At 71.0% G+C, this 24,004-nt stretch carries 30 protein-coding genes; 12 read left to right on the top strand and 18 right to left on the bottom strand.

Going from position 1 to position 24,004, the window contains the following annotated elements; genetic code table 11:
- Window positions 1–2 precede the first annotated feature (2 nt).
- Window positions 3–2,045, bottom strand: coding sequence for a glycoside hydrolase family 13 protein (locus HALOF300_RS20900; RefSeq protein ID WP_156742819.1), 2,043 nt, complete (start codon window positions 2,043–2,045; stop codon window positions 3–5).
- Window positions 2,032–3,495, bottom strand: coding sequence for a glycoside-pentoside-hexuronide (GPH):cation symporter (locus HALOF300_RS20895; RefSeq protein WP_197522723.1), 1,464 nt, complete (start codon window positions 3,493–3,495; stop codon window positions 2,032–2,034). Before HALOF300_RS20895 ends, HALOF300_RS20900 begins: the two co-directional genes overlap by 14 nt.
- A gap of 134 nt (window positions 3,496–3,629) precedes the next feature.
- Here HALOF300_RS20895 and HALOF300_RS20890 point away from each other — a divergent pair, with 134 nt between their 5' ends.
- Together HALOF300_RS20890 and HALOF300_RS20885 are read left to right on the top strand one after the other, a co-directional pair.
- A complete protein-coding gene (locus tag HALOF300_RS20890) occupies window positions 3,630–4,580 on the top strand; it encodes a DUF1214 domain-containing protein (RefSeq protein ID WP_231955659.1) in 951 nt (316 codons plus the stop codon).
- Window positions 4,581–4,658: 78 nt separating this feature from the next.
- On the top strand, window positions 4,659–5,189 hold the full coding sequence (locus HALOF300_RS20885) for a DinB family protein (RefSeq protein ID WP_197522722.1): 531 nt from the start codon (window positions 4,659–4,661) through the stop codon (window positions 5,187–5,189).
- Between the two features lie 3 nt (window positions 5,190–5,192).
- Here the strand turns inward: HALOF300_RS20885 and HALOF300_RS20880 are convergent, their stop codons facing one another.
- From HALOF300_RS20880 to HALOF300_RS20870, 3 genes are read right to left on the bottom strand one after another with little or no spacing between them, the layout of a single operon-like run.
- Window positions 5,193–6,473, bottom strand: a complete 1,281-nt coding sequence (locus HALOF300_RS20880; protein ID WP_156742817.1) for an RNA polymerase sigma factor — start codon at window positions 6,471–6,473, stop codon at window positions 5,193–5,195.
- A complete protein-coding gene (locus HALOF300_RS20875; RefSeq protein WP_156742816.1) occupies window positions 6,470–6,841 on the bottom strand; it encodes a YciI family protein in 372 nt (123 codons plus the stop codon). Before HALOF300_RS20875 ends, HALOF300_RS20880 begins: the two co-directional genes overlap by 4 nt.
- 48 nt (window positions 6,842–6,889) lie before the next feature.
- Entirely contained in the window at window positions 6,890–7,558 is a 669-nt protein-coding gene (locus tag HALOF300_RS20870; RefSeq protein WP_156742815.1) for a DUF998 domain-containing protein, read from the bottom strand.
- A gap of 200 nt (window positions 7,559–7,758) precedes the next feature.
- On the opposite strand from HALOF300_RS20870, the gene HALOF300_RS20865 reads away from it, so the two are divergent.
- Together HALOF300_RS20865 and HALOF300_RS20860 are read left to right on the top strand one after the other, a co-directional pair.
- Entirely contained in the window at window positions 7,759–8,232 is a 474-nt protein-coding gene (locus tag HALOF300_RS20865; RefSeq protein WP_197522721.1) for a hypothetical protein, read from the top strand.
- 125 nt (window positions 8,233–8,357) lie between these two features.
- On the top strand, window positions 8,358–8,978 hold the full coding sequence (locus HALOF300_RS20860; RefSeq protein WP_156742814.1) for a GyrI-like domain-containing protein: 621 nt from the start codon (window positions 8,358–8,360) through the stop codon (window positions 8,976–8,978).
- A gap of 6 nt (window positions 8,979–8,984) precedes the next feature.
- Here the strand turns inward: HALOF300_RS20860 and HALOF300_RS20855 are convergent, their stop codons facing one another.
- Entirely contained in the window at window positions 8,985–9,662 is a 678-nt protein-coding gene (locus HALOF300_RS20855) for a TetR/AcrR family transcriptional regulator (protein WP_156742813.1), read from the bottom strand.
- Between the two features lie 102 nt (window positions 9,663–9,764).
- Here HALOF300_RS20855 and HALOF300_RS20850 point away from each other — a divergent pair, with 102 nt between their 5' ends.
- Window positions 9,765–10,223, top strand: coding sequence for a nitroreductase/quinone reductase family protein (locus HALOF300_RS20850; RefSeq protein ID WP_156742812.1), 459 nt, complete (start codon window positions 9,765–9,767; stop codon window positions 10,221–10,223).
- Window positions 10,224–10,227: 4 nt separating this feature from the next.
- Here the strand turns inward: HALOF300_RS20850 and HALOF300_RS20845 are convergent, their stop codons facing one another.
- From HALOF300_RS20845 to HALOF300_RS20825, 5 genes are all read right to left on the bottom strand, one after another.
- A complete protein-coding gene (locus HALOF300_RS20845) occupies window positions 10,228–10,527 on the bottom strand; it encodes a transcriptional regulator (protein WP_156742811.1) in 300 nt (99 codons plus the stop codon).
- Between the two features lie 4 nt (window positions 10,528–10,531).
- Entirely contained in the window at window positions 10,532–10,987 is a 456-nt protein-coding gene (locus HALOF300_RS20840) for a hypothetical protein (RefSeq protein ID WP_156742810.1), read from the bottom strand.
- A gap of 79 nt (window positions 10,988–11,066) precedes the next feature.
- On the bottom strand, window positions 11,067–12,122 hold the full coding sequence (locus HALOF300_RS20835; protein WP_156742809.1) for a Fic family protein: 1,056 nt from the start codon (window positions 12,120–12,122) through the stop codon (window positions 11,067–11,069).
- Between the two features lie 95 nt (window positions 12,123–12,217).
- Complete coding sequence (locus tag HALOF300_RS20830) at window positions 12,218–12,889, bottom strand: response regulator (RefSeq protein WP_156742808.1); 672 nt, start codon at window positions 12,887–12,889, stop codon at window positions 12,218–12,220.
- Window positions 12,886–13,758 carry a sensor histidine kinase gene (locus tag HALOF300_RS20825; RefSeq protein ID WP_197522720.1) on the bottom strand — a complete coding sequence of 291 codons (873 nt, stop codon included), beginning with the start codon at window positions 13,756–13,758 and terminating at the stop codon, window positions 12,886–12,888. Before HALOF300_RS20825 ends, HALOF300_RS20830 begins: the two co-directional genes overlap by 4 nt.
- Before the next feature lie 133 nt (window positions 13,759–13,891).
- Here HALOF300_RS20825 and HALOF300_RS20820 point away from each other — a divergent pair, with 133 nt between their 5' ends.
- From HALOF300_RS20820 to HALOF300_RS20795, 6 genes are all read left to right on the top strand, one after another.
- Window positions 13,892–14,605, top strand: coding sequence for an ABC transporter ATP-binding protein (locus HALOF300_RS20820; protein WP_156742807.1), 714 nt, complete (start codon window positions 13,892–13,894; stop codon window positions 14,603–14,605).
- Complete coding sequence (locus HALOF300_RS20815) at window positions 14,602–15,390, top strand: ABC transporter permease (protein ID WP_156742806.1); 789 nt, start codon at window positions 14,602–14,604, stop codon at window positions 15,388–15,390. Before HALOF300_RS20820 ends, HALOF300_RS20815 begins: the two co-directional genes overlap by 4 nt.
- Window positions 15,390–16,109 carry an ABC transporter permease gene (locus HALOF300_RS20810; RefSeq protein ID WP_156742805.1) on the top strand — a complete coding sequence of 240 codons (720 nt, stop codon included), beginning with the start codon at window positions 15,390–15,392 and terminating at the stop codon, window positions 16,107–16,109. Before HALOF300_RS20815 ends, HALOF300_RS20810 begins: the two co-directional genes overlap by 1 nt.
- Window positions 16,110–16,197: 88 nt before the next feature.
- Complete coding sequence (locus HALOF300_RS20805; protein WP_156742804.1) at window positions 16,198–17,082, top strand: MOSC domain-containing protein; 885 nt, start codon at window positions 16,198–16,200, stop codon at window positions 17,080–17,082.
- A complete protein-coding gene (locus tag HALOF300_RS20800; RefSeq protein WP_156742803.1) occupies window positions 17,079–17,378 on the top strand; it encodes a hypothetical protein in 300 nt (99 codons plus the stop codon). The genes HALOF300_RS20805 and HALOF300_RS20800 overlap by 4 nt, the downstream gene beginning before the upstream one ends.
- Window positions 17,375–17,710, top strand: coding sequence for a TfoX/Sxy family protein (locus HALOF300_RS20795; RefSeq protein ID WP_231955658.1), 336 nt, complete (start codon window positions 17,375–17,377; stop codon window positions 17,708–17,710). Before HALOF300_RS20800 ends, HALOF300_RS20795 begins: the two co-directional genes overlap by 4 nt.
- 57 nt (window positions 17,711–17,767) lie before the next feature.
- On the opposite strand, the gene HALOF300_RS20790 is transcribed toward HALOF300_RS20795, so the two are convergent.
- From HALOF300_RS20790 to HALOF300_RS20760, 7 genes are all read right to left on the bottom strand, one after another.
- A complete protein-coding gene (locus HALOF300_RS20790) occupies window positions 17,768–18,232 on the bottom strand; it encodes a hypothetical protein (RefSeq protein ID WP_156742802.1) in 465 nt (154 codons plus the stop codon).
- 1 nt (window position 18,233) lies between these two features.
- The gene (locus HALOF300_RS20785; RefSeq protein WP_156742801.1) at window positions 18,234–18,935 is read right to left on the bottom strand and encodes a hypothetical protein; all 702 of its coding nucleotides are present in this window, start codon (window positions 18,933–18,935) and stop codon (window positions 18,234–18,236) included.
- 48 nt (window positions 18,936–18,983) lie between these two features.
- Entirely contained in the window at window positions 18,984–19,295 is a 312-nt protein-coding gene (locus tag HALOF300_RS20780; protein ID WP_156742800.1) for a hypothetical protein, read from the bottom strand.
- Window positions 19,296–19,308: 13 nt separating this feature from the next.
- A complete protein-coding gene (locus HALOF300_RS20775) occupies window positions 19,309–20,067 on the bottom strand; it encodes a YbaB/EbfC family nucleoid-associated protein (RefSeq protein WP_156742799.1) in 759 nt (252 codons plus the stop codon).
- 100 nt (window positions 20,068–20,167) lie between these two features.
- Complete coding sequence (locus tag HALOF300_RS20770) at window positions 20,168–21,025, bottom strand: amino acid ABC transporter permease (RefSeq protein ID WP_156742798.1); 858 nt, start codon at window positions 21,023–21,025, stop codon at window positions 20,168–20,170.
- Window positions 21,022–21,669, bottom strand: a complete 648-nt coding sequence (locus HALOF300_RS20765; protein ID WP_156742797.1) for an amino acid ABC transporter permease — start codon at window positions 21,667–21,669, stop codon at window positions 21,022–21,024. The genes HALOF300_RS20770 and HALOF300_RS20765 overlap by 4 nt, the downstream gene beginning before the upstream one ends.
- A gap of 69 nt (window positions 21,670–21,738) precedes the next feature.
- Complete coding sequence (locus HALOF300_RS20760; RefSeq protein WP_156742796.1) at window positions 21,739–22,683, bottom strand: transporter substrate-binding domain-containing protein; 945 nt, start codon at window positions 22,681–22,683, stop codon at window positions 21,739–21,741.
- A gap of 147 nt (window positions 22,684–22,830) precedes the next feature.
- Between HALOF300_RS20760 and HALOF300_RS20755 the strand changes: the two genes are divergently transcribed.
- Window positions 22,831–23,994 carry a Nif3-like dinuclear metal center hexameric protein gene (locus tag HALOF300_RS20755; protein ID WP_156742795.1) on the top strand — a complete coding sequence of 388 codons (1,164 nt, stop codon included), beginning with the start codon at window positions 22,831–22,833 and terminating at the stop codon, window positions 23,992–23,994.
- Window positions 23,995–24,004 lie beyond the last annotated feature (10 nt).

Raw genomic sequence — 24,004 nt, 5'->3', positions numbered from 1 at the left:
CCTCACGGCCCGGGTGACACCCGCGAGATGACGCACTCGTAGGGCGCCATCGTCGCACTCCGCTCCATCCCCGTGGAGCCCAGCACCACCTGCGCACGCGGCAGGGCGCGCGGGCGCCTGATGGTGCGGTCGGTGAGATTGACCTCGATGAGCCAGTCCGATCCGCTGCCGGGTGCCGTCCGCAGCCACCCGAAGTACGTGCGGGAGCGGGAGGCCAGGGCGCGGAACCCGCCGTCCGTGAGCGCCGGCTCGGCGCGTCGTAGCCCGATCAGGTCCCGGTGGAAGTTCAGCACCGAGCCCGGGTCCGCGGCCTGTTCGGCGACCGTGAAGCCGGTCGAGTCCTCCCGGCCGGCCTGCCAGGGGGTGCCGGTGCTGAACCCCGTGCTCGGACCCGGTTCCCAGCGCATCGGCACCCTGGCGTGATCGCGCGCCCCGGGCAGTATCCGGGCCAGCGCGTCGGCCTCGGTCGAGCCTTCCGCACGCAATTCGGCGAACCGGTTCAGGGACTCGACGTCGCGCAGGTCGGCCACCGAGGTGAAGTCCTGGTCGACTGCGGCGATCTCCTGGCCCTGGAACAGGAACGGGGTGCCGGGCAGCGTCAGTTGGATCGTCGCCAGCGCCTTGGCCAGCGCGGTTCGCAGGACCGGGTCGCCGGCGCGTGCGCCGAGGACCTTGGAGAGCATCCGGGGGTTGTCGTGGTTGTCGAAGAACAGCGCGAGGGCGTCGTCCGGTCCCACCCGGGCCAGATAGCCCAGATAGAACCGCTTGAGGTAGCTGAGGTCGTACCGGTAGTCGTCCCAGCGGACCTTCCCGGGGCCCTCGAGCACGTCGAAGTTGAACACCAGGTCGAGTTCGCCGCGGCGGCTCCCGCTGAGCAGCCGGGACATCTCCACGCCGACGCCGGGTGTCTCGCCGACCATGATTGCGACCGGGTCCGGGGGAGCGGGGTCGCCGAGAGTGCCGTCCGGGCGACGGGTGCGGACCGTCGAGGGCGGCGCCGGCTCGCCGGGGGACCGGGTGAAACCTGCCGTGCGCAGCTCACGCAGGTAGGAGTGCAGCCGTGGCCCGAAGAAGTAGTGCTCGATTCCGGGGAAGCCCATCAGGGCTCCGATGGCCTCGTTGCCGTCGGGCAGGCCGCCGCGCTTGGAGATGTAGTTGATGACGTCGAGCCGGAACCCGTCGACGCCACGTGCGCGCCACCAGCGCACGATCTCGGCGACCTCTGCCCGCACGCGCGGGTTGTCCCAGTTGAGGTCCATCTGCCCGGGCGCGAACAGGTGCAGTGCCCAGCGCTGCGCCTGCGGGATCCAGCGCCAGGCGCTGCCCCCGAAGAACGAGGCCCAGTTGTTCGGGGGTGGCCCGCTGCCGTCCTCGCCCGGGGCGCCGGGGCGCAGGTGGTAGTAGTCGCCGTAGGGTCCGTCCGGGTCCGCGATGGCAGCCCGGAACCATGGGTGCTCCGCCGAGGTGTGATTGACGACGAGGTCCAGGATGATCCGCATCCCGCGCTCGTGGGCGCCGGCGATGAGCGCGTCGAGGTCGGCCAGGGTGCCCATCTCGGCCATGATCGCCCGGTAGTCGCGCACGTCGTAGCCCATGTCCTCGTTCGGGGAGTCGAAGATCGGGGACAGCCACACGCAGTCGACGCCGAGGTCGGCGAGGTGATCGAGGCGGGAGGTGACGCCGCGCAGATCACCGATGCCGTCGCCGTCGGAGTCCGCGAACGAGCGCGGGTAGACCTGGTAGAACACCGCGCGGCGCCACCAGGGCGGCTGCGCGGCTCCATGACCCGACGGCGCAGGGTCGGGTGTGGGGTCGTCGTCCGGTCCGTGGTCGGCCAGCACCGTGACGAGCGACTGCGCGAACGCCTCGCCCAGGACGGGCCGGGCGAGCCGCGCGACGGTGTCGAGGCGCAGGTTCGCCACGACCGGGTTGCGGACCCACCGGCTCGAGCGGCCCAGCTGCAGCAGCACCTTGTCGATGGCGTCCCGCCCGACCGGGTGGCCGTAGATCTCCTTCAGCCGGGTGCGCGCCTCAACGTGCGTCATCGGTGCCTCCGGCGGCTGCGATGGGCCCGGTGGACGGGTCGATGCCGGCGTCGGAAACCAGCGCCTCCTCACGGTCCGAGAGGTCGGTCACGATCCCGGCGTAGGTCGCCTCGTCGAGGCGGTAGCGGCGGGAGAGCACCAGCCAGCTGACGGTCACGAGCAGCATCGGCAGGCCCATCATCGCGATCTTGAACAGGGCCGTGCCGCCCGCGGTGACGTCGGCCGGCGTGTCGGCCTCGTTCACCCCGGAGAGGATGAGGGTGAGCCCCACGGCACCGGCCCCGAGTGCGCTGGAGGCCTTGTAGATGAACGGCTGCAGGGAGAATGTGACCGACTCGTTGCGCCGTCCCAGCTTCCACTGCCCGTACTCCACGGAATCCGCGATGAACATCATCATGAGCAGCTGGATGAACGCCTGCCCACCGAACAGCAGCACCCCGGCGATGCCGATCCCCGCCATCGTGGAGTCCGCGAGCAGGAACACGGCATAGCCCGAAACGCAGAGCGCGGTGGCCAACAGATGTACCCGGCGCCGCGACAGTCGCGCCGAGACCAGCGGGAAGACGAGGAGCCCGACGATCTGCGTGACGCCGAGGATCGCCGCGAACACCGAGTACATCCCCGCGTCGCCGAAGATGTAGGTGAAGTAATACAGCCCCAGGCTCGTGGTGACCGTGTACCCGGTCATGAAGATCACCATCGCCAGCGTGACCCAGAGGAGCTGGTCGTTGCGGACGATCACCCCGAGCAGGTCGCGCAGCGGGGTGGGGGCGGCCGTCTCGACGGCGACCCGCTGGCGGGTCACGAGGAGCGTGATCGCCTGGAACGCGAGCATGATGACGACCAGGACCACGGCGAGGGTGAACCAGGCGCGCTGCGCCGAGCCGAGCGCATCTTCGAGGGCGTCGGTCACCGGCACCAGCGCCACCACGAGGGCGAACAGGCCGATGTTCGCGCAGACCCGGGCCACGACGCCGATCCGCTCACGTTCGCCCTGGTCCCGGGACAGGGACGGCAACATGCCGTAGTAGGAGATGTCGTTGACGGTGTAGGCGACCTCCCAGACGAGGTAGACGCCCACGAACACGATGACGAATGCGGCACCGTCGACGCCCCAGTCGGAGAACATCAGCACGGTTGCCGCCGCCCAGGCCAGCGCCCCGACGCCGATCCACGGCTTGAACTTGCCCCACCGGGACCGCGTGTTGTCGACGACGAACCCCATCACCGGGTCGTTGACGGCGTCGAACAGGCGCATCAGCACGAGCACCACGGTGATGGCGCCCAAGGTCTGGTTCGAGACTTCGACGACCTCGGTGAGGTAGACGAGCAGGAACAGCGTCACCATCGCGGCGACCATGTCCCGCCCGAGGGTGCCAAGGCCGAAGCCCCAGACGTTGCGCCGGCTCAGGGGCTCCGGTGCGGCCGCCTCGCCGGGGGAGTTGCTCACGCGAGAAGTGTGCCAGCACCGCCGGTCAGTCGTTGCTCAGGTCACCCCCGGATCGTGCGACCGTCGGTTCTGAGCCGAACGTCGGAGCCCGCCCGGCTCTGGCGCCACCGCTGCTCGCGTGCCACCATCAGCGCGTGACGATACGTGTGAACTCCGACAACTTCGCCCGTGCCGAGACGGACCGCATGTTCCATGACCTGCAGGAGAGCGCGGGTGGGATCGGCCGATTCGTGCACAACCGGGTGCCGGCGGCGATCGACCACCAGACCGTGATCCGGCTCAACCGTGACACGCTCTACAGTTTCGCCGTCGTCGACGCCGCAGCCGGAGCGTCGCTCACCCTGCCCGAGGCCGGAGGCCGGTATCTCTCCGCCATGGTCGTGAACGAGGACCACTACGTCGACGCGATCTTCCACGACCCGGGTGAGTACGAGATCACGGCAGAGCGGTTCGGCACGCCGTATGTCGTGGTTGCGGTGCGGACGCTCGTGGACCCGGCCGACCCAGCCGACCTCGTGGCGGTCGCGGCGATCCAGGATCAGATCACCCTGACCAACAGCGCCGCGACCACCTTCGAGTACCCGGACTACGACCCGACATCGTTCGACGAGACCCGCGACGCGCTGCTGTCGTTGGCCCGCAAGCTCACCGGGTTCGACCGGATGTTCGGCGCCAAGGGCGAGGTCGACCCGGTGCGGCACCTGATCGGTAGCGCAGCCGGTTGGGGCGGCCTTCCGAGCAGCGAAGCCTCCTACATCGGCGTCGAACCCCGCCTTCCGGTCGGCAACTACGAACTCACCGTGGCGGATGTCCCGGTGGACGGGTTCTGGTCGATCTCGGTGTACAACGCGAAGGGCTACTTCGAACCGAACGAGCGTGGCGCCTACACCGTGAACGACATCACCGGCGTACGCAATCCCGACGGCACCACGACCGTCAGGTTCGGCGACTACCCACCCGATGTGCCCAACGCGATCCCGATCACCGAAGGCTGGAACTACCTCGTGCGGCTCTACCGACCCCGCACCGAAATCCTCGACGGCACCTGGATCTTCCCCGCCCTGACCCACGGGAAGCCCGACTAGGCTCGCGCGCCGGCACTGCCGGCGCTCGGAGCACGGGTCGGCATGTCGAAAGCCTCAACTCTGCTCCGACCTATGGTCATGACACACGAACAGCTCCCAGACCCCGTCACCATCGAACTGCTCGACTGGATCCAGCACACCACCGAGCACATCCGCGGCTCCGCGCAGGGGCTCACGGAAACCCAGGTGCGCATACCGGTGGCCCCGTCCGGCTGGAGCGTCGCCGGCCTGGTCGGACACGTGCGCGACTCGACCAGCTTCTGGCTCCACAACGTCGTCGCCGGGCATCCCATGGACTTCCAGGAGGACACTGCGTGGGACAACGACCCGGACGTACCCTTCGCGACGCTGCTGGAGGACCTGCGCCGGACCACCGGCGCCGAGGCGCGTGCCGCCGTCGAGCACATCGCCAGCGAGTCCGCGCCGCTCTGGTGGCCGGAGGGCGCCTGGGGCGGTTACCGGCAGAGCACCGTCAGGGGCGTGCTCCTGCATCTGTTCAACGACAACGCGGCCCACACCGGACAGCTCGACATCGCCCGTGAGCACATCGACGGCGGTGTCTGGGACTTCGGACTCAACGGCGTTCGCGTAGCCGGGAGCCAGACCTGAGCGTCACGGCTCGGCTCCGTCTGCGCGGCGCAGGAGGTAGCGGCGTTCGATGTCGTTCGTGGTCAGGTTCGCTGCGGCACGGAACTCCGCCCGGGCGCGCTGGACCTCGCCGAGCTGTTCGAGCAGGTGCGCCCGTACTGCGTGGACCCGGTGGGTCACGAGCGGGTCGTCGCTGAGCGCTTGCTCCCGGTCGAGTTCGTCGAGCAGTGCGAGGCCGCGGCGCGGCCCGAACGCCTGCCCGACGGCGACCGCTCGACTCAGGCGCACGGGTGCGGTGGGTTGGAGGTGCTCGAGCCAGAGGTAGAGCGCGGCGATCTGGGGCCAGTCGGTCTCGGTGGCCCTGGGTGACTGCACGTGCACGGCCGCGATCGCAGCCTGCAACTGGTACGGACCGATCTGACGCCGCGCCCAGGCGCCCTCGATCAGGTCCCGTCCTTCGGCGATCTGCCCGTTGTTCCACCGGGAGCGGTCCTGGTCGGAGAGCACGACGAGTTCGGCCTCGGGGCCGGTCCGCGCCTCCCGGCGGGCCTCGGTCAGGAGCATCAGCGCGAGGAGCCCGGTCGCCTCGGGATCGGCGGGCAGGAGGGTGCACAGCATCCGGGCCAGCCGGATCGCCTCCGAGCTCAGATCGGTGCGGGTCAGGCTCTCACCGGACGTCGCCGTGTAGCCCTCGTTGTAGATCAGGTAGAGCACCCGCATCACGGCCGTGATCCGGGCCGCAGCGTCGTCGCCGTCGCGGATCTCGAAGCGGGCACCGGCCCGCCGTAGGCTCTGCTTCGCGCGGCTGATCCGGGTGCCCATCGTGGTCTCGGTGGTGCCGTAGGCACGCGCGATCTCGGCGGTCGTCAGGCCGCCGACGGCGCGGAGGGTGAGGGCGACCTGGGAGGCCTCGCTGAGGGTGGGGTGGCAGCACAGCAGCAGCAGGTCGAGGCTGTCGTCGTGCTCGACCACGGCGGGCCCGGGCTGGGTGGGGTCGACCAGCACCGGGTCGGCACGGGCCGAATCGGCCTCCCGGCGCCGCGCGGCCTGCTCGGAGCGGAGCTGGTCGATCATCCTGCGGTAGCCGACCCGGATGAGCCAGCTGCGGGGCTCGTCCGGGATCCGGTCCTGCGCCCAGCGTCGGTGCGCGACCAGGAGCGCCTCCTGGACGGCGTCCTCGGCGAGCTCGAAACGGCCGAACCGTCGCACCAACGCACCGAGCACGTGCGGCGTCTCGGTGCGCAGCACGTGCTCGATGCTCGGGCGCTCGGAGCCCCGGTCGGCAGGGTCGGCGTCGTCGATCATCGGGCGAAGTCGTCACCCATGATCGGCCGGATCTCGATCGGCTCGCCGAGGACGCTGACGATGCGGGCAGCGATGTCGCGGGCACGTTCAAGACTGGAGCACTCGATGACCGCGAAGCTGGCGAGGACCTCCTTCAGCTCGGCGAACGGTCCGTCGGTCGCGATCACGCCGGCGTCGGTCTTGCGGACGGTGGTGGTGACGGCGGGATGGCCAAGACCCTCGGTGTGCAGGAGCTCTCCGGACTCGCGCAGCTCCGCCTCGAACGAGGTGTAGGCGGCGAACGCGTCGAGCGCCTCCTCGCTCGGGGTGTCGGCGGTCTCGGCGTCCCACGACTCGGCGGGCGTGTAGCCCAGCAGCAGGAACTTCATCGTCGTCCTCCCGGAACGCTCGGCAGATCTGGCAGATCTGGCATCGTGTCACACGCCCTTGCGCAGGCGCAGGGCGGTCAGGCTCACCCAGGTGAACGCGATCATGCTCGTGATGACAAGTTGCACGGTCCACCAGGTCGGGTCCGCGGGCAGGAGCAGCGTGAGCGCGACGAGACCGTGACCGATCGAGGCCAGGGAGCGGCGGTGCCGGATGGATCGGACGAGCGCGGCGATGCAGGCACCGGCGAGGGCCGTGAAGGACACCGCGGCCGCCGTCGAGTGCACGATCGAGTGCCACGACATCGTCACCGGGCCGTCCGGCGCCCCGATCGGGAAGGCGTTCTGGGGATCCATCGGGAACAGACCCGCCGCCACGAACGCGCCGGCGAACACGGCGAGGAACACCGGGATGATCCGTGACCCGGCCCCCGTTGTGACCAACCGCCGGTGGGCGACGGCCAGGCCTCCGGCGGCCAGGCCGGTCAGGACGAACGTGGCCAGCTGGATCCACCCGAGATCGCCGGTGGCGAGCTGGCTGAGCGGGTGGACCCGGATGTCGAAGCCGTCCCGCGCCAGTGCCTGAAGGGCCGATGACGCGAAGAAGAAGGGGCCGGCGAGAGCCGCCGTGGTGGTCAGGGCGTGAGTCGATACGTGAACGGCCGCCCGAGGCCTGCCGTCCCGCCCGGACCGGGCCGGCGCTGCGGTGTTGGTGCTCATGATGTCCTCCAGTTTCGGATCGTGGCCGCCCGGTCGGGCGACCCACACCGCAACCACGGAGCCGGACACGCGGTCTCGACATCCGCCGTCGGAAATCGCGGCACGGATTTTCTCGCAGACGTGTCGAGAAGCGCGCCGCCGCTCCGAGGTACCGGACGAGGGCGGCCACCGAGGACGCTCCGGACGCGAAGGAACACATCATGAACACCGACATGAACGACCAGGTGACGGGCACCGAGGCGTACGAGCAGGAGGCGCCGCCACAGCCGAGCGAGGCCGTCCGCGCGCTCGACCGGCTCGTCGGCACGTGGGCTGTGACCGGTGGGGCCGAGGGCACCGTCCGCTACGAGTGGATGCTCGGCGGACACTTCCTCATCCAGCACGTCGAACTGGAGCAGTACGGGCAGTCGGTCACCGGCTACGAGGTGATCGGACATCTGCACCCGTTCGGGGAGCCGGTCGGCGAGAACGTGTCCTCCCGGTTCTACGACTCGATGGGGAACACCTTCGACTATGTGTACGACCTGACCAGCGACACCCTGACCATCTGGGCGGGCGCCAAGGGCAGCCCTGCCTACTTCCGGGGCACGTTCACGGCGGGCGACTCGGTGATGGTCGGCGACTGGGTCTACCCCGGGGGCGGCGGCTACCAGAGCACCATGACGCGGAAGTAGTCCACGGACTCGTCGGCGTGGCGCCGGTCCGGCGGACTGGCGCCACACGGCGAGCCGGCCATCTCCTACAATCGCGGACAGCCGAGGAGGAAGGTCCAGGCCCACCCCTGGGCCGTGGTGCGCCGATGACGGAGAAGACCGACTTCAAGAAGACCCTCGACGCCTACCGGGCCAAGCGCGGGCAGTTCCGGATCCTCGACGTGCCGGACCTGCAGTACCTGATGATCGACGGTCACGGGGACCCGAACACCTCACCGCAGTTCGCCGGCGCACTGGAGGCGTTGTACCCGGTGGCCTACAAGCTCAAGTTCGCGAGCAAGACCGGCCTCGGCCGGGACTACGTCGTGATGCCGCTGGAAGGGCTCTGGTGGGCACGTGACATGGACGCGTTCACGGCCGCCCGGGACAAGTCACAGTGGGACTGGACGCTCATGATCATGGTCCCGGACTGGATCGACGCGGACATGTTCGCGGCCGCCGTCGAGCAGGCGGGCAGGAAGGGGCCGCCGGCGCGGCTCGGGGAGGTGCGGCTGGAGGCGCTCGCCGAGGGCCGGTGCGTGCAGACCCTGCATCTCGGCCCCTTCGACGACGAGGCCGCCGTGCTACGGCAGCTGCACCACGAGTTCATCCCCGCGAGCGGGCTGCGCATGGCCGGCACCCACCACGAGATCTACCTCACCGACAGCCGCCGGACACCGCCGCAGAAGCAGCGCACGATACTGCGCCAGCCGGTCGCCGACGCGTAGGCGGCCTCAGGCGAGACCCTGCCGCCGGCGCTCCAGGCCGGCGAGCATCAGGTCGATCGAGAACGCGAACTCCTCGTCGTCGTCGCAGCCGCCGAGACCACCCTCGTGCGTGGCCGCGACGGCCAGCTCAGCGAGCCGCGGCAGGTCCCGCGTGAAGAACGCCAGCTGCGCCGCGACGGCCTCCGGTGCCGGTTGCTCTGCCGCGGCGTCGTCGAACAGATCGTCGCTGAAGCCCAGCACCCGGCTGCCCAGGACGTGCAGCGCGTGGTGGGTCAGGGCCAGATCCAGGCCACCGGTGCGCAGGATCTCGAGCAGCGCGTTCAGGTGGCGCAGGGTCGCGGGGGTGGGTTCGCGCCGGTCCTTGATCGCGGCGGCGGTCCACGGGTGGGCGAGCATGGTGCCTCGCGCGGAGAGCATCAGTTCGCGCGCGTCCGCGACCCAGTCGCCAGACGGCGTCGCCACGGGTTCGATGTCGCTCACCACGGCGTCGGTCATCAGGTCGAGGAGCCCGTCCTTGGTGCCGACGTGCCGGTAGAGCGACATCGGGTCCACCCCGAGTTCCTGCGCGACCCGGCGCATGCTCACGGCTGCCAGTCCGCCGGCGTCCGCGACGGCGATGGCCACGGTGACGATGCCCTCCGGGGTGAGTCCGGCCGGGGTGGTCCGGGGCTGGTGAGTGGTCATTGCGGGACAGTCTAGGTCAGGAGCGTTGACGCCACTACACCGTAGGTCTACGCTGTAGACCTACGGTGTAGATGGTACGAATTACAGTGAGAAGGCGATGACATGTCGATCCAGAACCCGGCACCTCCGCTGCCGCCACGATGGTTCATCCGGTCCGCGTGGGCCGGGCACAGGTTCCTGTACCGGACCACGCGCCTCGGCCTGGCCCGCCCCGTGCCGGGACGCAAGGCCGGCATCCTACGACTGCGCACCGTCGGTCGCCGCACCGGTGAGCCGCGCGCCGTCATGCTCTGCTACTTCCTCGACGGCGAGGACCTCGTCAGCCTCGCGATGAACGGCTGGGCCCCGAGCCACCCGGCGTGGTGGCTGAACCTGCAGGCACGGCCCGACGTCGAGGTGGACACCGCGGACGGCGCCGTGAGCTTGCGGGGCCGGGAGGCCACCGGGGGCGAGCGGGACCGGCTCCTGGCCCGGTTCGACGACTACCGCGGTTGGGGCGACGTCCGCACCTACGCCGCGGCGCGACCGCACACTCCCGTCGTCGTCCTCACGCGCACCTGACGTCTCAGTCGGGGTCGCCGGCGTGGCTCGCCAGGGCGGTCAGAGCGGCGACGTGATTGCGGAACGCCCGCCTGCCGGTCGGCGTGAGTTGCACCCAGACGCGGCTCCGCCCGCCCCGGGCAGCCCGGCGCTGGGAGGCGTAGCCGGCCTCCGTGAGGGCTGAGAGCTGCTTGCTGAGAGCCGAGTCGCTCGTCTCGAGCAGATCGCGGAGCGCGGCGAACTCCTCCTCCGTGACCGGGTCGAGCAGCGCGCAGATCCGCAGTCGCTGGATCGGGTGGATCACCGGGTCGAGGGCAGGCGGCACGGCGTCATTCCTCGCCGTGGCTCGCTCGGCGCGCCCAGGAGCGATCCAGGCGTGGCCCCGCTGTGGCGACGAAGGCGAACAGGAGTGCCGCCGCGACCAGCGGTGCCCACCACCACCCCTGCTCGAGGTAGACCCCTCGGCTGATCGCGACCGCGACGCCCGCGAGGATCGCGAACCCGAGGAGCTGGAGCACCATCCGCCCGGACATCCGGAGCTTGCGCACCGCCGTCGGCTGCTTCCGCCCGAGGGCGACCGCGATGAGCGCGATGAGTGCCGGCGGAACGAGGATCTGCAGCAGTGGGGGCCAGCCGGCCGTGTACGGCAGGAGCGCGAACACGGAGAGCATCAGCCCCAGCATGATCCAGTACCGCTTCGGGCGCCGGAGCCGCTCCGCGTTGAGCTCTCTCGTCGCGCTCACGGCATCGAGCGCTTCGCGTGTGGCGGCGGCGTCACTTTCCATGGAGGAAACTCTAGCGTCGACTTTCCTCATGGGAAAGTCGCTTAGCGCCGGTGTCTCTGGCGGCGTGGTGCGTCCGTGGCTACAACCCGACGAGGCGGCGCCACCTCGCGCCGCGCCCCGTTCCCTCGGACCTGATCCTGCCCTCGGTCCTGAGTGAGTCGAGGGAGAGTCGGATGGTCGGGTCACTGATCCCGGGAAGTGCGCTGCGGACGTCGGCGATCGTGAAGAACTCCGGGGCGTGGGCAAGCACATACTCGCGGACCCGATCCTGCTTGGTTCCCGCCGACCGGTCGGAGGCAGCGCCTTGTTCGAAGCGGTCGTACGCGGCGGCCAGCCGGGCGACGAAGTACCTCAGCCACGGCCACGGATCGTGCTCGTTCGTGTGCCACCCGTGGGTCGAGGCGAGCAGGCTGTCGTAGTAGCCATCCGCGGACTCGGCGATGAGTTGCTCCAGCGAGACGTAGCGTGCGACGCCGTACCCGGCGTCAGTCAGGAGGGCGTTGGTCAGGACTCGCACCACACGCCCGTTGCCGTCGTCGAACGGGTGGATGGTCAGTAGGTCGAGTACGAACAGCCCGACCAGGAGGACCGGGTGGGACGTGCCGTCACGGACGGCGGTGTTGTAGCGCTCGATGAGCTCGGCGGTGAAGTGTTCGGTCTGTGCGGCCGCAACCGGCTTGAAGCGGACTGTGCGGGTGCCGTCCGGTGACCTGTCGACGACCAGGTTGTCGCTGCTCTTGAAGGCGCCGTCGTGCCCGGGGGTCTCGTGGAACAGCAGGCGGTGCAGGTGGAGGAGGAGGCCGAGGTTCAGCGGACGCCAGTCCCCGGTGAACAGGTAGTCCAGGGCGCCCCGGTACCCGGCCAGCTCCTGCTCGCTCCTGGTGCGCAGCCCTCTCGCGGAGCCGGCGATGATCTTCGCTGCCCGGCCCCGGTCGGACACCACGACGCCTTCGAGGGCGGAGGATGCCGTGATGGACTCCACCCGTGCGCGGGCGGCAAGCTCGGTCAGCAGCTCAGGGAGTTGGTTGGCGTAGAGTTCTTCGCGCCCTCGGCCGATGTCGATCCGGCTGAGCTGCCGGACCAGGGATCCGGGCACAGTTCCCAGGGTCCGCTCAAGCGGCATGAACGACTGCATCGGAACCTCCCAACCAATCCCCTAAACATGCTAACAACGGACCATACTATGTCGTTTAGGGGATGGAAACACGCTGCCAGGGGCACTCGTCGCAGTCAGCGCGGCGATCGCGCGCCGGCGCCGACCAGGCCGTGCTCGTACGCAGCGATGACGAGTTGGGCGCGGTCTCGGGCGTGCAGCTTGGACAGCAGGCTGCCGATGTGGGTCTTCACCGTGCCCATCGAGATCGTGAGGGCCTGGGTGATCTCGTCGTTGGACAGCCCGCGGCCGACGAGGGTGAGCACCTGCGCCTCCCGGTCGGTGAGTGATGCCGGCGCGCTCGCGGGTGCGGACCGGCTCAGGTAGTTCTCGACGAGCCGGGCCAGGACGCTCGGAGCGAAGAGTGACTCGCCGGCGTGGGTGCGCCGGATCGCGTCGGTGAGCCGGGCCGGTTCGGCGTCCTTGAGGAGGAACCCGCTCGCCCCGGCGCCCAGGGCCGCGTGGACGTACTCGTCGAGCTCGAACATGGTCAGCACCAGCACCCGGGTGCGGGCGAGCGCGGGGTCGGCGGCGATGCGGCGGGTCGCCTCGATGCCGTCGCCGCCGGGCATCCGGAGGTCCATGAGCACGATGTCCGGCCGCAACTCGCGAGCCCGCTCGAGCGCACTCCCGCCGGTGTCCGCCTCGCCGACGACGGCCAGGTCCGGCGCGCCGTCCACGATGAGCCGCAGGCTGTGCCGGATCAAAGGCTGGTCGTCGACGACGAGAACCCGCACCGACCCGGTCACGGCGTGCCCGCCGGTCCGACGGGCTCGGGCAGCCGGGCGGTGAGCCGGTAGCCGCCACCAACGCGCTCACCGAGCAGCGTGCCACCGAGGGCGTCGACGCGCTCGCGCAGCCCCGCGATCCCCGCACCCGCGCCGGGGTGCGGCGCCCACCCGGGGGCCGGGCCGTCATCGGTGACCGTGGCGAGCACCGTCTCGCCCGCGCGCGAGACCAGGACGCGGGCCGCCGTCGGGCCGGCGTGCCGCGCGGTGTTCGTCAGGCCCTCGCGCACGATCGCGCACAAGGCCAGCTGGGTTCCGGCGGAGACCTCGCCGAGGTCGGCGATCTCGAGCGCGGCCTCGACCCCGCCGGCACGGGCGTCGGCCACGATCCGCGGCAGGTCGGCGAGCGTCTCCGCGGGCCGCAGCGGTGCTCCCTCTCCGGGCGTGCGCAGCACCGAGAGCATCCGGCGTAGCTCGGTCGTGGCACCCCGGGCGGTCCGTTCGATGTCCGCCAGGGCGGTGGCCCGTTCGGTCGCCGCGGCCGGACCGGCGACCGTGCGGGCCGCGGCAGCGCGGACGGTGATCAGGCCGAGCCCATGCGAGGCCAGGTCGTGCAGGTCACGGGCGATCCGCAGGCGCTCGGCCTGGGCCGCGCGCTCGGCGGCCCATGCGGTCAGTTCGTCCTCGAAGGCGCGTCGCTCCTGCCGGGCTCGCCACAGAGCCCAGGCGAGCACGGCGGTGGCGAACACGGCGGCGCCCAGCAGGACCGCCATCGCACCGAACGGCGGATCGACGCCGACCGTCGAGAGCACGAGCACCAGCGCCACGATCACGCCACCGGCCACCAGCCAGACGCGCGAGTGCAGCACGGGACGGTCGGTCTGGGGCACCTGCCCGAGTGTAGATACCCCGGCCCGGCCGCACATCGGACCTGGGTCTGACGGACCCGGGTCCGAGGCCCGCCGGTCACGTCCGGACCCCGGGCCGATGCCGGCCGGGCGCGCCCGCGATCGGATGGTGGGCATGCTCCTCATCGATCAACTCGTCAAACGTCACGGCACCAGGACCGTGCTCGATCACGTCGGCTTCGAGGCCCGCCCGGGCCGCGTGACCGCGTTCCTCGGCGCCAACGGCGCCGGCAAGTCCTCCACGCTGCGGATCCTGCTCGGGCTCGACCGGCCCGACGGCGGAACCGCCCTGGTCGGCGGCCGTCCGTACCGGACCCTGCGCGACCCGCTCCGCACGGTCGGGTCGATGCTCGACGGCTCCGGCGCGCACCGCGCCCGGACGGCGCGTGACCATCTGGCCTGGCTGGCTCGCAGCAATGGCATCGCCCGAAGCCGCGTCGGCGAGGCGCTGGACCAGGTCGGGCTCGCGTCCTCCGCCGGGGTCCGGGTCGGGCGGTTCTCGCTGGGCATGGGACAGCGACTCGGGCTCGCGGCGGCGCTGCTCGGCGAACCGCAGGCACTCGTCCTGGACGAACCGGTCAACGGGCTGGACCCGGAGGGCATCCGTTGGATGCGCGGCCTCCTGCGTGACCAGGCCGCCGCGGGCGGGACCGTGCTGCTGTCCAGCCACCTGATGGCCGAGGTCGCCGACGTCGCGGACGACCTCGTGGTTATCGCGGGCGGGCGGATCGTGGCGACCGGGACCCTCGCCGAGCTCACCACCGGGTACGACCGGCTCGAGGACGCGTTCTTCGCCCTCACCGGCGGCGACGCGGGAGCGCACCGATGAGGGTAGCCGGCCCGCTCGTGGCGGAACTGCGCAAGACCCTGACCCTGCCCGCAGCCTGGGCAGGCATCGCGGTCGTGGTGCTCGGCTCGATCGCGATCACGGTGCTCAACGCCGTGACGACCCGCTCCGCGATCGACGCCGGCACGCCCGAGCGGGTTGCGAACACGTCGGCGTTCGAGGCTGCGTTCGCCGCGATGCCGCTCGGCACCGTCGGTGCGGTCGTCCTCGGCGTCGTCATGATCAGCAGCGAGTACGCCGCGAACAGCACGGACGCCGGCGGCGGGCGGCAGATCACGGCCACCCTGACCGCGATGCCACGCCGGGTGAGCCTGCTCGCCGCGAAGGCGACCGTTCTCGTCGTGCTCGTGATCGCCGTCGCCGCCATCACCCTGCCCATCACCGCGGGGATCGCGACGGCGGTCATCGGCGGCGCCGGCACGGAGACGGTGACGCCGGCGCAGGCGCTGATGCGCGGCCTCGGCGGTGCCCTCTACTGGACGCTCACCGGGCTCATCGCCACCGCGGTCACCCTGCTGACCCGCAGCGGGCTGATCGCGCCGATCGTGCTGATCGCGAACAGTTCGGTGGTGTCGGTCTCCTTGCTGCTGACCAACCTCACCCCACTGGCGCACTGGTTGCCCGACCTCGCCGGCCGCCGGCTGTTCACCGGTGTGGACACAGTCGACGGTGGGTTGGCCGCCGGCCCCGGTGCCCTCGTCATGGCCGGGTGGACCGTGCTGCTCCTGGCCGTGGCCGCGGTGGTCTTCCGCCGCCGGGACGCGTGATGGGCACGCGGGTCCTGGCCGCGGAGCTGGACAAGCTCCGGACGCTGCCGGTCATCGGGTTCACGATGGTCGGCACCGTCCTGACCGGGGTCGTCATCGCCGCCGCGCTCGCCGCGTCCGCGGCGGCCCAGGGGACGCCGTCGACAGTCGTCGAGCTCGTCCTGGCCGCGGTCCCGTTCGTGCAGGTCGGGATCATCCTGCTCGGTGTGCTGCCGGCCGGCCACGAGTACGACGGGCGCCAGATCGCCACGACGCTCGTCGCGGTACCCGACCGGGCGCGCGCCCTGGCGGGCAAGACCATGGCCACTGTCGCCGTCGTGGGCGCCGGCGCCGCGCTGAGCATCGGCGCGGCGCACGCGAGCGCCGCGATCGCGGCAGGCGTCACCGAGGTGACGCTGACGGCGGATCGCGCCCCGTGGCGCCTGGCCGGTGCGATCGCCTATCTCGCCGTGATCGGCCTGCTCGCCCACGCCGTCGCCGTGGCGGTGCGGCACCTCGTGCCCGCGCTGGTCGCGATGCTCGGCCTGATGGTGATCATCTCGCCCGTGGCGGCCGGCCTCACCGAGCACGCACGCTGGCTCCCGGACCGGGCCGCGTCACAGCTGTACGCCGACACCGATGCGCTGCTGACGGGGGCGAGCGGCGCCCTCGTGGCCGTCGCCTGGCTCGCCGCGATCGGGACGCTCGCGGCCTTCAGGTTCATCCGTCTGGACCCCTGACCCGCCGGACGGGTCAGCGGCGCAGCGCTGCGTGGGACAACCGGCGCGACCGTGGCCATCGGTGCGATGGATGGGGGAGGATCGGCGCATGCAGGTCACCCAGTTGCGCGTCTATCCGGTGAAGTCCCTCGGCGGCCAGAAGGTGTCCGAGGCCCGGGTCGAGCCGTGGGGTCTGGCGGGGGACCGGCGCTGGGGCATCGTCGACGAGGCCGGGAAGAAGGTCACGGCCCGCGAGGTGCGCGCCCTGCTCGGACTGCGCGCCGAGGTGATCGGGGTGGACGCGATCCGGCTGCACGCGGACTCCGGGAGCATCGTCGTCCAGAGCCCACGCGGCGTCGCTCCGGTGCCGGTCAGCCACGCCAGGCAGGGACTCGCCGTACCGGCGCAGGCCTGCGCGAGCGACTGGATCAGTGCCCGGGTGGGCCGGCCGGTGCGACTCGTCTGGCAGGACGACCCGACGGTGCGCTCGATCGACGACGAACACGGCGGGCGCCCCGGGGACTCGCTCACCCTGGCCGATGCCGGCCCGCTGCTGCTGACGTCGGAGGCCTCGCTGGCCCAGCTGCAGGACTGGATCGATGCCGAGGCCGGGGAGCCGGATCCCGCCGGACTCGATCCGAACGACCTCAGCGGTCCGGGGGTCGCCGGTCAGGCCATGCGTTCGGTCGTCGCGCCGCTGAGCATGCTGCGGTTCCGGCCGAACGTCGTCATCGACGGCGAGGAGCCGTTCGCCGAGGACAACTGGCCGACCGTGCGTATCGGTGACGTCGAGTTCCGGACCTCCGAGATCTGCGACCGGTGCGTGATGACGACGATCGACCCGGTGACCCTCGCCGGTGGCAAGGAGCCGATCCGGACCCTGGCCCGGCACCGCCGGTGGGACCGTGCGACCTGGTTCGGCACCCGGCTGGTCCCGCTCGGCGGCGGGCAGTTGCGCGTGGGGGACACCGTGGTGGGGGAGCCGGCCCGATGACCAGGGTGGAACTCACGGAGGGCGCGGCCACGCCTGGGCAGCGGCGCCTGGTCGCGATCGGCACCGCACTGCTGCACCGGGTGTGGCCCGGGATCGCGTTGCGGACGTTCACGTTGACCGATGATGACGCCGTGCTGCTGGTCCAGCCCGTGCGCGGTGGGGTCTCGCTGTTCGTAGCCGCCGACGAATCGGTCATGTTCTATGCGTCGTCGGTCGAGCCGGGTGCCGCCCTGGAACTGTTCCGCTCCGGTGAGCGCACCGACCCGGCGAGGTTCGACCCGGAGGAGGAAGCGTGAGCACTTCGCCCCAGTCAGAGCTGATCGACCGCCTCCGCGACCTGCTCGCGGGCGAGCCGTCGACCCGGGAGGTCTCGATGTTCGGGGGCCGGTCGTTCATGGTGAACGACAAGATGGTCGTCAGCGCCCGCAAGCCCGGTGACCTGCTGGTCCGCGTCCCCGCGGAGCGGCACGACGAGCTGCTCGCCAGGCCGGGCGCCGAGGAGGCCGAGATGGGCGCCGGACGCACGATGGGACCGGGCTGGATCTCGGTCTCCGCGGCGCACCTCGACACCGAGGCCGCGCTCTCCGAGTGGCTCGACGTCGCCCTCGCACACAACCGGGCCCGGTGACGGCGAGGCGTGCGTCCCGACGGCGGGTTCGATGCCCGACGGCGAGGCGTGGGTTGGTCAGCCGCGTGGGCCGGGCGGTGGCTGCTGCCGGGGCGGTCCGGGCTGCTGGGTGAGGGCCATCGCCCGACGGTTGCGACCCATCTGCCCACGTGTCGCGAGCACGGTCGCCAGGATGCTGCCGGCGTTCATGACGATCGCGATCACGCCGATCCCGGTCGCCGTGGCGCCCTGCATGAAGGCGAACACGAGCAGGATCACGCAGACCAGCGTCACCGCCCCGTGGGTTCCGGCCACCAGGATGACGACGCCGCTGTTGCTCGGCTTGGCCCCGGCACCGAGGACCAGCAACAGCACCACCGCGGCCACCGCCGCCGAGACGGCGATGACCGCGATGATGATGCTGATGAGCAGGTCCGCGTCGCTGCTTCGCGGGGTGGGGAAGGTGCGCAGCCAGAGTGACGCGGCCGCGAGCGCCAGCGCGAGGACGGCGTAGGCGATCCCGGCCGCACGGAGCGAGATCACGTCAGACCACGAACTCCGGCCAACTGGTCACCTTGGCGCTCGTGATCGCCGAGCGCATCTCGCTGGCCCGCTGATCGGCGGTGCCGCTGAAGACCATGCCGGCCACGACGATCGCACCGATCGCGATGGCACCGGCCCCGATGATGATCACGATCCCGGCGGGGATACCGACGATCGTCGCCGACGAGGCGAGGCCGCCGATGATCGCACCGATCAGTGCGAGGATCGCCGCGATCAGGGCGCCGTAGAACACGAACATCGCGAGCTTCATGCCGTCCAGCGCGGCGACCACCTTCGTCGCCACCTCGTCACGGATCGCGGAGATCGTGGCCTGCTGCTCTCCGGCCCGGGTGCGGTACTTGGTGGCGGCGTCGCCCGACCAGGCGTCGTCATCCGCGGAGAGCTGTCCGGTGGTCACCGTTGCGGCGACCTCGCCGGCCGGCTGCGAGACCATGCTGGTCCAGCTCGCGCTGGCCGTGGCGACCGCACCCGGGTCACCGAACCGGCTCAGGAAGTCGCTCACGCCCTCCCAGAAGTCGTTCCACATCTGCACGACCTGCTCCCACAACCGGTTGACGCTGTCGATCACCCATTGGAGGAACACCGGCACGGAGGAGAGGGCGCCGTTGACCAGGTTGACGAAGCGTTGCCAGGTGTTCTGGATCTCCTGGACCAGCCGCAGGATTTCATCGATGAGATTCATGGGGAGTGCCTTTCTGAAGTGTGCGGAGTCACTGCGGGTGCGGTCGGGTCAGCCGTCGTAGGTCCACATGCCGTTGTACCTTGCGGTTGCGGCCGCCTCGTTGTCCGCGTAGTCGGCGTGGATCTTGCGCAACGTGCTCACCGTGTCGTTCAGTTCGGTCCCGCCGGTGGAGGTGAGGCTCTCCATGTGTGCCCGAACCTCCTCGTACGCCACCCCCGCCGCGTAGCCCCTGCCGGTGAAGACGAACTCACCGAGGGTGAGGCCAGCCAGCGAGGAGGACATCGTGGTGATCGTGTCCGCTGCCGACGCCCACGTGTCCGTGTCCGCGGCGAGGTTCTCCAGTGCGACCTCGAGAGTCATGGTTCGTGCTCCTTCAGCTGTAGGTGTCGGGCTTGAGGATGGCTGCCATGCCCCGCGGGTCGTTGAGCTTGGCGACCATGGCGTTGAGATCGTCGACCGGCGCCAGGGCCACGGCCGACTGCGCGGCGGACGCGGCGAGGGCGTTCTTGATCGCCTCCGTGACCGCTCGGGAGATGTTGAAGGCGTGCGAGTCCTCCGCGAAGTCCGGATCGATGTTCACCTCGGCGATGCCGCCGGCGCCATCGACGACGACCTCGACCCGGCGTTGGCCGTCGTGGCCGACGATCCGCTCCTGGTTCCGCGCCTCGATCGCGTTCACCGCGGAGTCCAGGATGCCCTGGAACTCCTGGAGGTGGGCGATCAGACCCCGGGTGGCCGCGGTGGCGTCGATGTCGGACTCGCCGCCGACGAGCTCGTCGAGCTGGGCGGCGAGTTCCTCGTGCCGCGGCCGCATCGGCCGGGTCCGTGGCTCCGGTTGTTCGTCCTGTTCGTCGATCCCGGTGGACCACTGCTCGATCCGTGCCAGCGTGGCGGCCACATAGGCGGAGACGACCGCGGCACCCAGCTGGTCGGCCTCGTACTCGTCCGACCAGGCCTCGAGCACGGCCACGTCGACGAACATTCCGTCGTCGTTCAGGCGGACCGTGACGACACCGGCCTGGTCCTGACCCCGAGAGGCTCCGAGGTCACCCTGCGTCGCCTCGATCCGTTGACTCATCCGATCCATCGAGTCGCGCAGATCCGCGAGTCGATCCAGGTCCTCATTGGGCATTCGGTTGGCTCCCCTGTTCCAGCGGCGGCGGGCGTGACGTCATAGAGGCTACGAGAATGCCCGACCCGGCGCTATGGGGCGACCTCCCCATCGGCACCCGCTACTGGATCGCGGACCGCCCGGGGATCAGCGCGGTGAACCGGCGCCCGCCACTGGCGCGCTTGCGGGCCAGCACGCTGTCGAGTCGCTGGGCGAGCCGGGAGATGATGATGTTCACGATGACGTAGATGACCGTGATCACCAGGTACGTCTGGATCAGGTCACCGGTGTTCGCGACCAGCACCCGCCCGCTCTGCATCAGCTCGCTGTAGCTGACCACGTACCCGAAAGCGGTGTCCTTGACGACGATCACAGCCTGGGCCACCAGGGCCGGGATGACCACCCGCAGCGCCTGCGGGAAGATCACCAGCCGGAACGCCTGCGGCCCGGTCATCCCGACGGCGGCCGCGGCCTCGCCCTGCCCCCTCGGCAGCGCGAGCACGCCGGCCCGGAACACCTCGGCGAGGGTGGCCGCCGCGCACAGCCCGATCGGGATCACGAGCTTCCAGTACACGTCCGGGTTGATGCCGTACTGCGGCAGGGCGAACATGAAGATGTAGATGATGAGCAGCACGGGCACGGCCCGGAACGCCTCGATCACCGCGGTCGCCGGCCAGCGGAACCACGCTCGGTGGGAGAGCCGCCCGACGGCGAGGAGCAGCCCGAGCGGCAGCCCGATGGCGGCCGCACCCAGGGCGGCCAGGCCGGTGTTGCCCAGGGCCCGGGCGAGGTAGCGCATCGTGGACGGCTGCGTGAGCTCACGCCACTTCGACGGCGCCAGCTGGCCGCTGGCATAGAACTGGTAGTAGGCGAGGCCGAGCAGGCCCGCGATGGCGATCAGGGAGATCACTGTGACGATGGCGACCCGGCGGCGCGCCCTCGGCCCGACCGTGTCGAACAGGGCGTGTTGCATGCTCATCGCAGCACCCGCAACCGCGTCTCCATGCGGGCACCGAACGCCGCCGCGCCCAGGGAGATGGCCGCGTACAGCACGGCCGCCACGAGGAACGTGGTGATCCCCAGCGCCTCCCTGTTGTTGATGTAGGAGACGGTGCCGGTCAGGTCACGCACGCCCACCACGGTGGCGAGCGACGAGCTGAGCATGATCCCGATGAACAGGGTGACGGTCGGCCCGATCACGGTGCGGGTGGCCTGCGGCAGGATCAGCTCGCGGACGATGCCGCCGAACGTCAGCCCGATCGAGCGAGCCGCCTCGATCTGCCCGGCGCCGATCGCGTTGATGCCGGTGCGGAACGTCTCGCACGCGAACGCGGTGCCGACCAGCGTCATCGCAATGATCACCCCGGGCACGAAACCGGGGTTCAGGTTGATCTCCGGCAGCCCGTAGACGACCACGATCAGCAGGCTGACGAGCGGCACATTGCGGAAGATCTCCACGTACACCGCGCCCGCCACCCGCAGCGGCGGGATCGGGCTGATCCGGAACGTCGCCATGAGCAGCCCGAGTACCACGGAGGCGACGAACGCGACCACGGTGAGCACCGCCGTCGTCCCCAGACCACGCAACAGCGTGCCCAGGTACTCGGTCAGGATGATCTGCACCCGCGCCTCCTCGCTGAAAACCCGGCCGGCGCCCGCTCGCCGGGCGCCGGCCGAGCCAGTTGTGGGTGGTCAGGAACCCTCGACGGAACCGATCACCGGGGGCTCGGGAGCGGTGTCGATGTCGGCGCGGTCACCGATGGTGATCTGCCACAGCTCGGCCCAGGTGCCGTCGTCGATCACCTGCTGCAGCCATTCGTTGACGAACTCCTGCGCGTCGGAGTCCTTCGGCAGGCCGATGCCGTAGTTGTCGCCCGGACCGAACGGCTCTCCGACGATCTGCACGTCGTCGTTGGTGACGACCGCGTTGAGCAGCAGGCTCTGGTCGATCACGTAGGCGTCGGCGTTGCCCTGCTGGACGGCGGCGAGCGCCTGGGCGTGGTCGGGCAGTTCCAGGATGGTCGCGCCGGGCGCGAACTCCTCGAGCACGGTCACGCCGGTGGAGGCTGCCTGCGTGGCGACAGTGGCGCCGTCGAGGTCGTCCAGGCCGGTGATGTCGGAGTCGATCGGGACCAGGATGCCGCTCTGCGAGGAGTAGTACGGGCCGGCGAACGCGACCCGTTCGGCGCGCTCGGGGGTGATCGAGTACGTCGCGATGACGGTGTCCACCGCGCCGGTCTCGAGCAGGTCCTCGCGCGTGTCCACGGTGACCTGCTGCAGGTCGGTGTTCACCTCGCCGAGGATGTACCGGGACAGCAGCTGGGACAGGGCGGCGTCGAAGCCCCGGGCCACGCCGGTGGTCGGGTCGAGCAGCGAGAACAGTTCCGAGGTCTCGGTGCCGCCCACGGTCAGCACGCCGGCCTCGCGCACACCGCTGGCCCACTCGTTGGCCTCGACGGTCGCGTCGTCGGCGACGATGCCGCCATCCAGCAGGTCCTGGTAGGCGGACGACTCGTCGCCGGAGCCCTCGCCGTCGGTGCCTTCGTCCTCCGGGCTGCAGGCGACGAGGGCGACGGCGGCCAGGGAGAGTGCGGCGACGGCGGTCAGGCCCCGTCGGGTGGTCGTGCGGGTTCTCATGATGCCTCCGGAGAAGGGGTACGCCACGGATCTGCGTAGGAAGGCTACACAGGGCGCCCGCGCCAGCATCCCACCGGTCCGGGCCCCGGGCGAGCGGCAGAACGATGCCGCCCAACCGGTGAGACGTCGCCCGGGTAGGTTCGGGGCATGGATCTCGCACTTGTCGACGTGGTCGCGACCCTGGAGCGGCGCTACCCACCGGGGACCGCGGAGGACTGGGACGCCGTCGGTCTGGTTGTCGGCGAGCCCGATGCCCGGGTGGCGCAGGTGCTGTTCGCGATTGACCCGGTCGAGGCAGTGGTGGACGAGGCGATCGAGCGCGGCGTGGACCTGCTCGTCACCCACCACCCGCTGTACCTGCGCGGCGTCACCTCCGTGGCCGCGACCGGCGCCAAGGGTCGCCTGGTACATCGGCTGATCCGGGCCGGGATCGCCCTGTACGTGGCGCACACGAATGCCGACATCGCCGCCGGTGGGGTCAACGACGCGCTCGCCGCGGCCCTCGGGCTGACCGGCACCCGCCCGCTCGTGCCGGCCCCCGCTCCCGCCCTTGACCTGCTCGTCACGTACACGCCGGAGGCCTCGGCGGAGCAGGTCCGGCGCGCGCTCGCAGCCGCCGGCGCAGGCGCGATCGGCGATTATGAGGGCTGCGCCTGGACGGTGACCGGCACGGGTGAGTTCACGCCGAAGCCCGGGGCGAGCCCCGCCGTCGGGCAGGTCGGCGCCCACGAACGACTGGCCGAGACCCGCCTCGAGATAGTGGTGCCAACCGGCGTGCGCGAGCACGTGCTGGCCGCGCTACGGGCGGCGCACCCCTACGAGGAGCCGGCGTTCTCCTTCGTGCCCACGCGTGCGCCGTCGGGCCCCACCGGCAGCGGCCGGATCGGTGACCTCGCCGAGCCGATCACGCTCGCGGACTTCGCGCAGGCGGTCGCCCGGGCACTGCCGGCGACGGCCCACGGCGTCCGGGTGGCCGGCGCACCTGGGGCGGTGGTGCGGACGGTCGCCGTCAGCGGCGGCAGCGGCGACGCCTACCTCGATGCGGCCGCCGCAGCCGGGGCCGACGTGTACGTGACCGCGGACCTGCGCCACCATCGCGCGAGCGAGGCGCTCGCCGAGCCGGGCGCGCTCGCCCTGATCGACGTGGCGCACTGGGCCAGCGAGTGGCCGTGGCTGCCGGTCGCGGCCGCGGACCTGGCCGCCGACACCGGCCTGTCGACGCAGGTCAGCACGCGCGTCACCGACCCTTGGACCGACCGGCTCGCCTCCGCTGGCGACACTGATGGACGCACGGGCGCCACGGGTGTTTGATGGCCCCACC

The organism is Occultella aeris (assembly GCF_902703175.1).
Lineage (GTDB): Bacteria > Actinomycetota > Actinomycetes > Actinomycetales > Beutenbergiaceae > Occultella > Occultella aeris.
The sequence above is the reverse complement of the archived record's forward strand: the minus strand, read 5'-3'. Positions and strand labels throughout refer to the sequence as shown.

Bases quoted from the DNA above. Each gene is read 5' to 3' on its own strand.
- HALOF300_RS20815 (WP_156742806.1), top strand. From the start codon at position 14,602: ATGAGGGTAGCCGGCCCGCTCGTGGCGGAACTGCGCAAGACCCTGACC.
- HALOF300_RS20820 (WP_156742807.1), top strand. From the start codon at position 13,892: ATGCTCCTCATCGATCAACTCGTCAAACGTCACGGCACCAGGACCGTG.
- HALOF300_RS20800 (WP_156742803.1), top strand. From the start codon at position 17,079: ATGACCAGGGTGGAACTCACGGAGGGCGCGGCCACGCCTGGGCAGCGG.
- HALOF300_RS20780 (WP_156742800.1), bottom strand. From the start codon at position 19,295: ATGACTCTCGAGGTCGCACTGGAGAACCTCGCCGCGGACACGGACACG.
- HALOF300_RS20810 (WP_156742805.1), top strand. From the start codon at position 15,390: ATGGGCACGCGGGTCCTGGCCGCGGAGCTGGACAAGCTCCGGACGCTG.
- HALOF300_RS20760 (WP_156742796.1), bottom strand. From the start codon at position 22,683: ATGAGAACCCGCACGACCACCCGACGGGGCCTGACCGCCGTCGCCGCA.
- HALOF300_RS20840 (WP_156742810.1), bottom strand. From the start codon at position 10,987: ATGGAAAGTGACGCCGCCGCCACACGCGAAGCGCTCGATGCCGTGAGC.
- HALOF300_RS20860 (WP_156742814.1), top strand. From the start codon at position 8,358: ATGACGGAGAAGACCGACTTCAAGAAGACCCTCGACGCCTACCGGGCC.
- HALOF300_RS20865 (WP_197522721.1), top strand. From the start codon at position 7,759: ATGAACACCGACATGAACGACCAGGTGACGGGCACCGAGGCGTACGAG.
- HALOF300_RS20835 (WP_156742809.1), bottom strand. From the start codon at position 12,122: ATGCAGTCGTTCATGCCGCTTGAGCGGACCCTGGGAACTGTGCCCGGA.
- HALOF300_RS20770 (WP_156742798.1), bottom strand. From the start codon at position 21,025: ATGAGCATGCAACACGCCCTGTTCGACACGGTCGGGCCGAGGGCGCGC.
- HALOF300_RS20875 (WP_156742816.1), bottom strand. From the start codon at position 6,841: ATGAAGTTCCTGCTGCTGGGCTACACGCCCGCCGAGTCGTGGGACGCC.
- HALOF300_RS20870 (WP_156742815.1), bottom strand. From the start codon at position 7,558: ATGAGCACCAACACCGCAGCGCCGGCCCGGTCCGGGCGGGACGGCAGG.
- HALOF300_RS20900 (WP_156742819.1), bottom strand. From the start codon at position 2,045: ATGACGCACGTTGAGGCGCGCACCCGGCTGAAGGAGATCTACGGCCAC.
- HALOF300_RS20850 (WP_156742812.1), top strand. From the start codon at position 9,765: ATGTCGATCCAGAACCCGGCACCTCCGCTGCCGCCACGATGGTTCATC.
- HALOF300_RS20880 (WP_156742817.1), bottom strand. From the start codon at position 6,473: ATGATCGACGACGCCGACCCTGCCGACCGGGGCTCCGAGCGCCCGAGC.
- HALOF300_RS20885 (WP_197522722.1), top strand. From the start codon at position 4,659: ATGACACACGAACAGCTCCCAGACCCCGTCACCATCGAACTGCTCGAC.
- HALOF300_RS20805 (WP_156742804.1), top strand. From the start codon at position 16,198: ATGCAGGTCACCCAGTTGCGCGTCTATCCGGTGAAGTCCCTCGGCGGC.
- HALOF300_RS20755 (WP_156742795.1), top strand. From the start codon at position 22,831: ATGGATCTCGCACTTGTCGACGTGGTCGCGACCCTGGAGCGGCGCTAC.
- HALOF300_RS20855 (WP_156742813.1), bottom strand. From the start codon at position 9,662: ATGACCACTCACCAGCCCCGGACCACCCCGGCCGGACTCACCCCGGAG.
- HALOF300_RS20785 (WP_156742801.1), bottom strand. From the start codon at position 18,935: ATGAATCTCATCGATGAAATCCTGCGGCTGGTCCAGGAGATCCAGAAC.
- HALOF300_RS20775 (WP_156742799.1), bottom strand. From the start codon at position 20,067: ATGCCCAATGAGGACCTGGATCGACTCGCGGATCTGCGCGACTCGATG.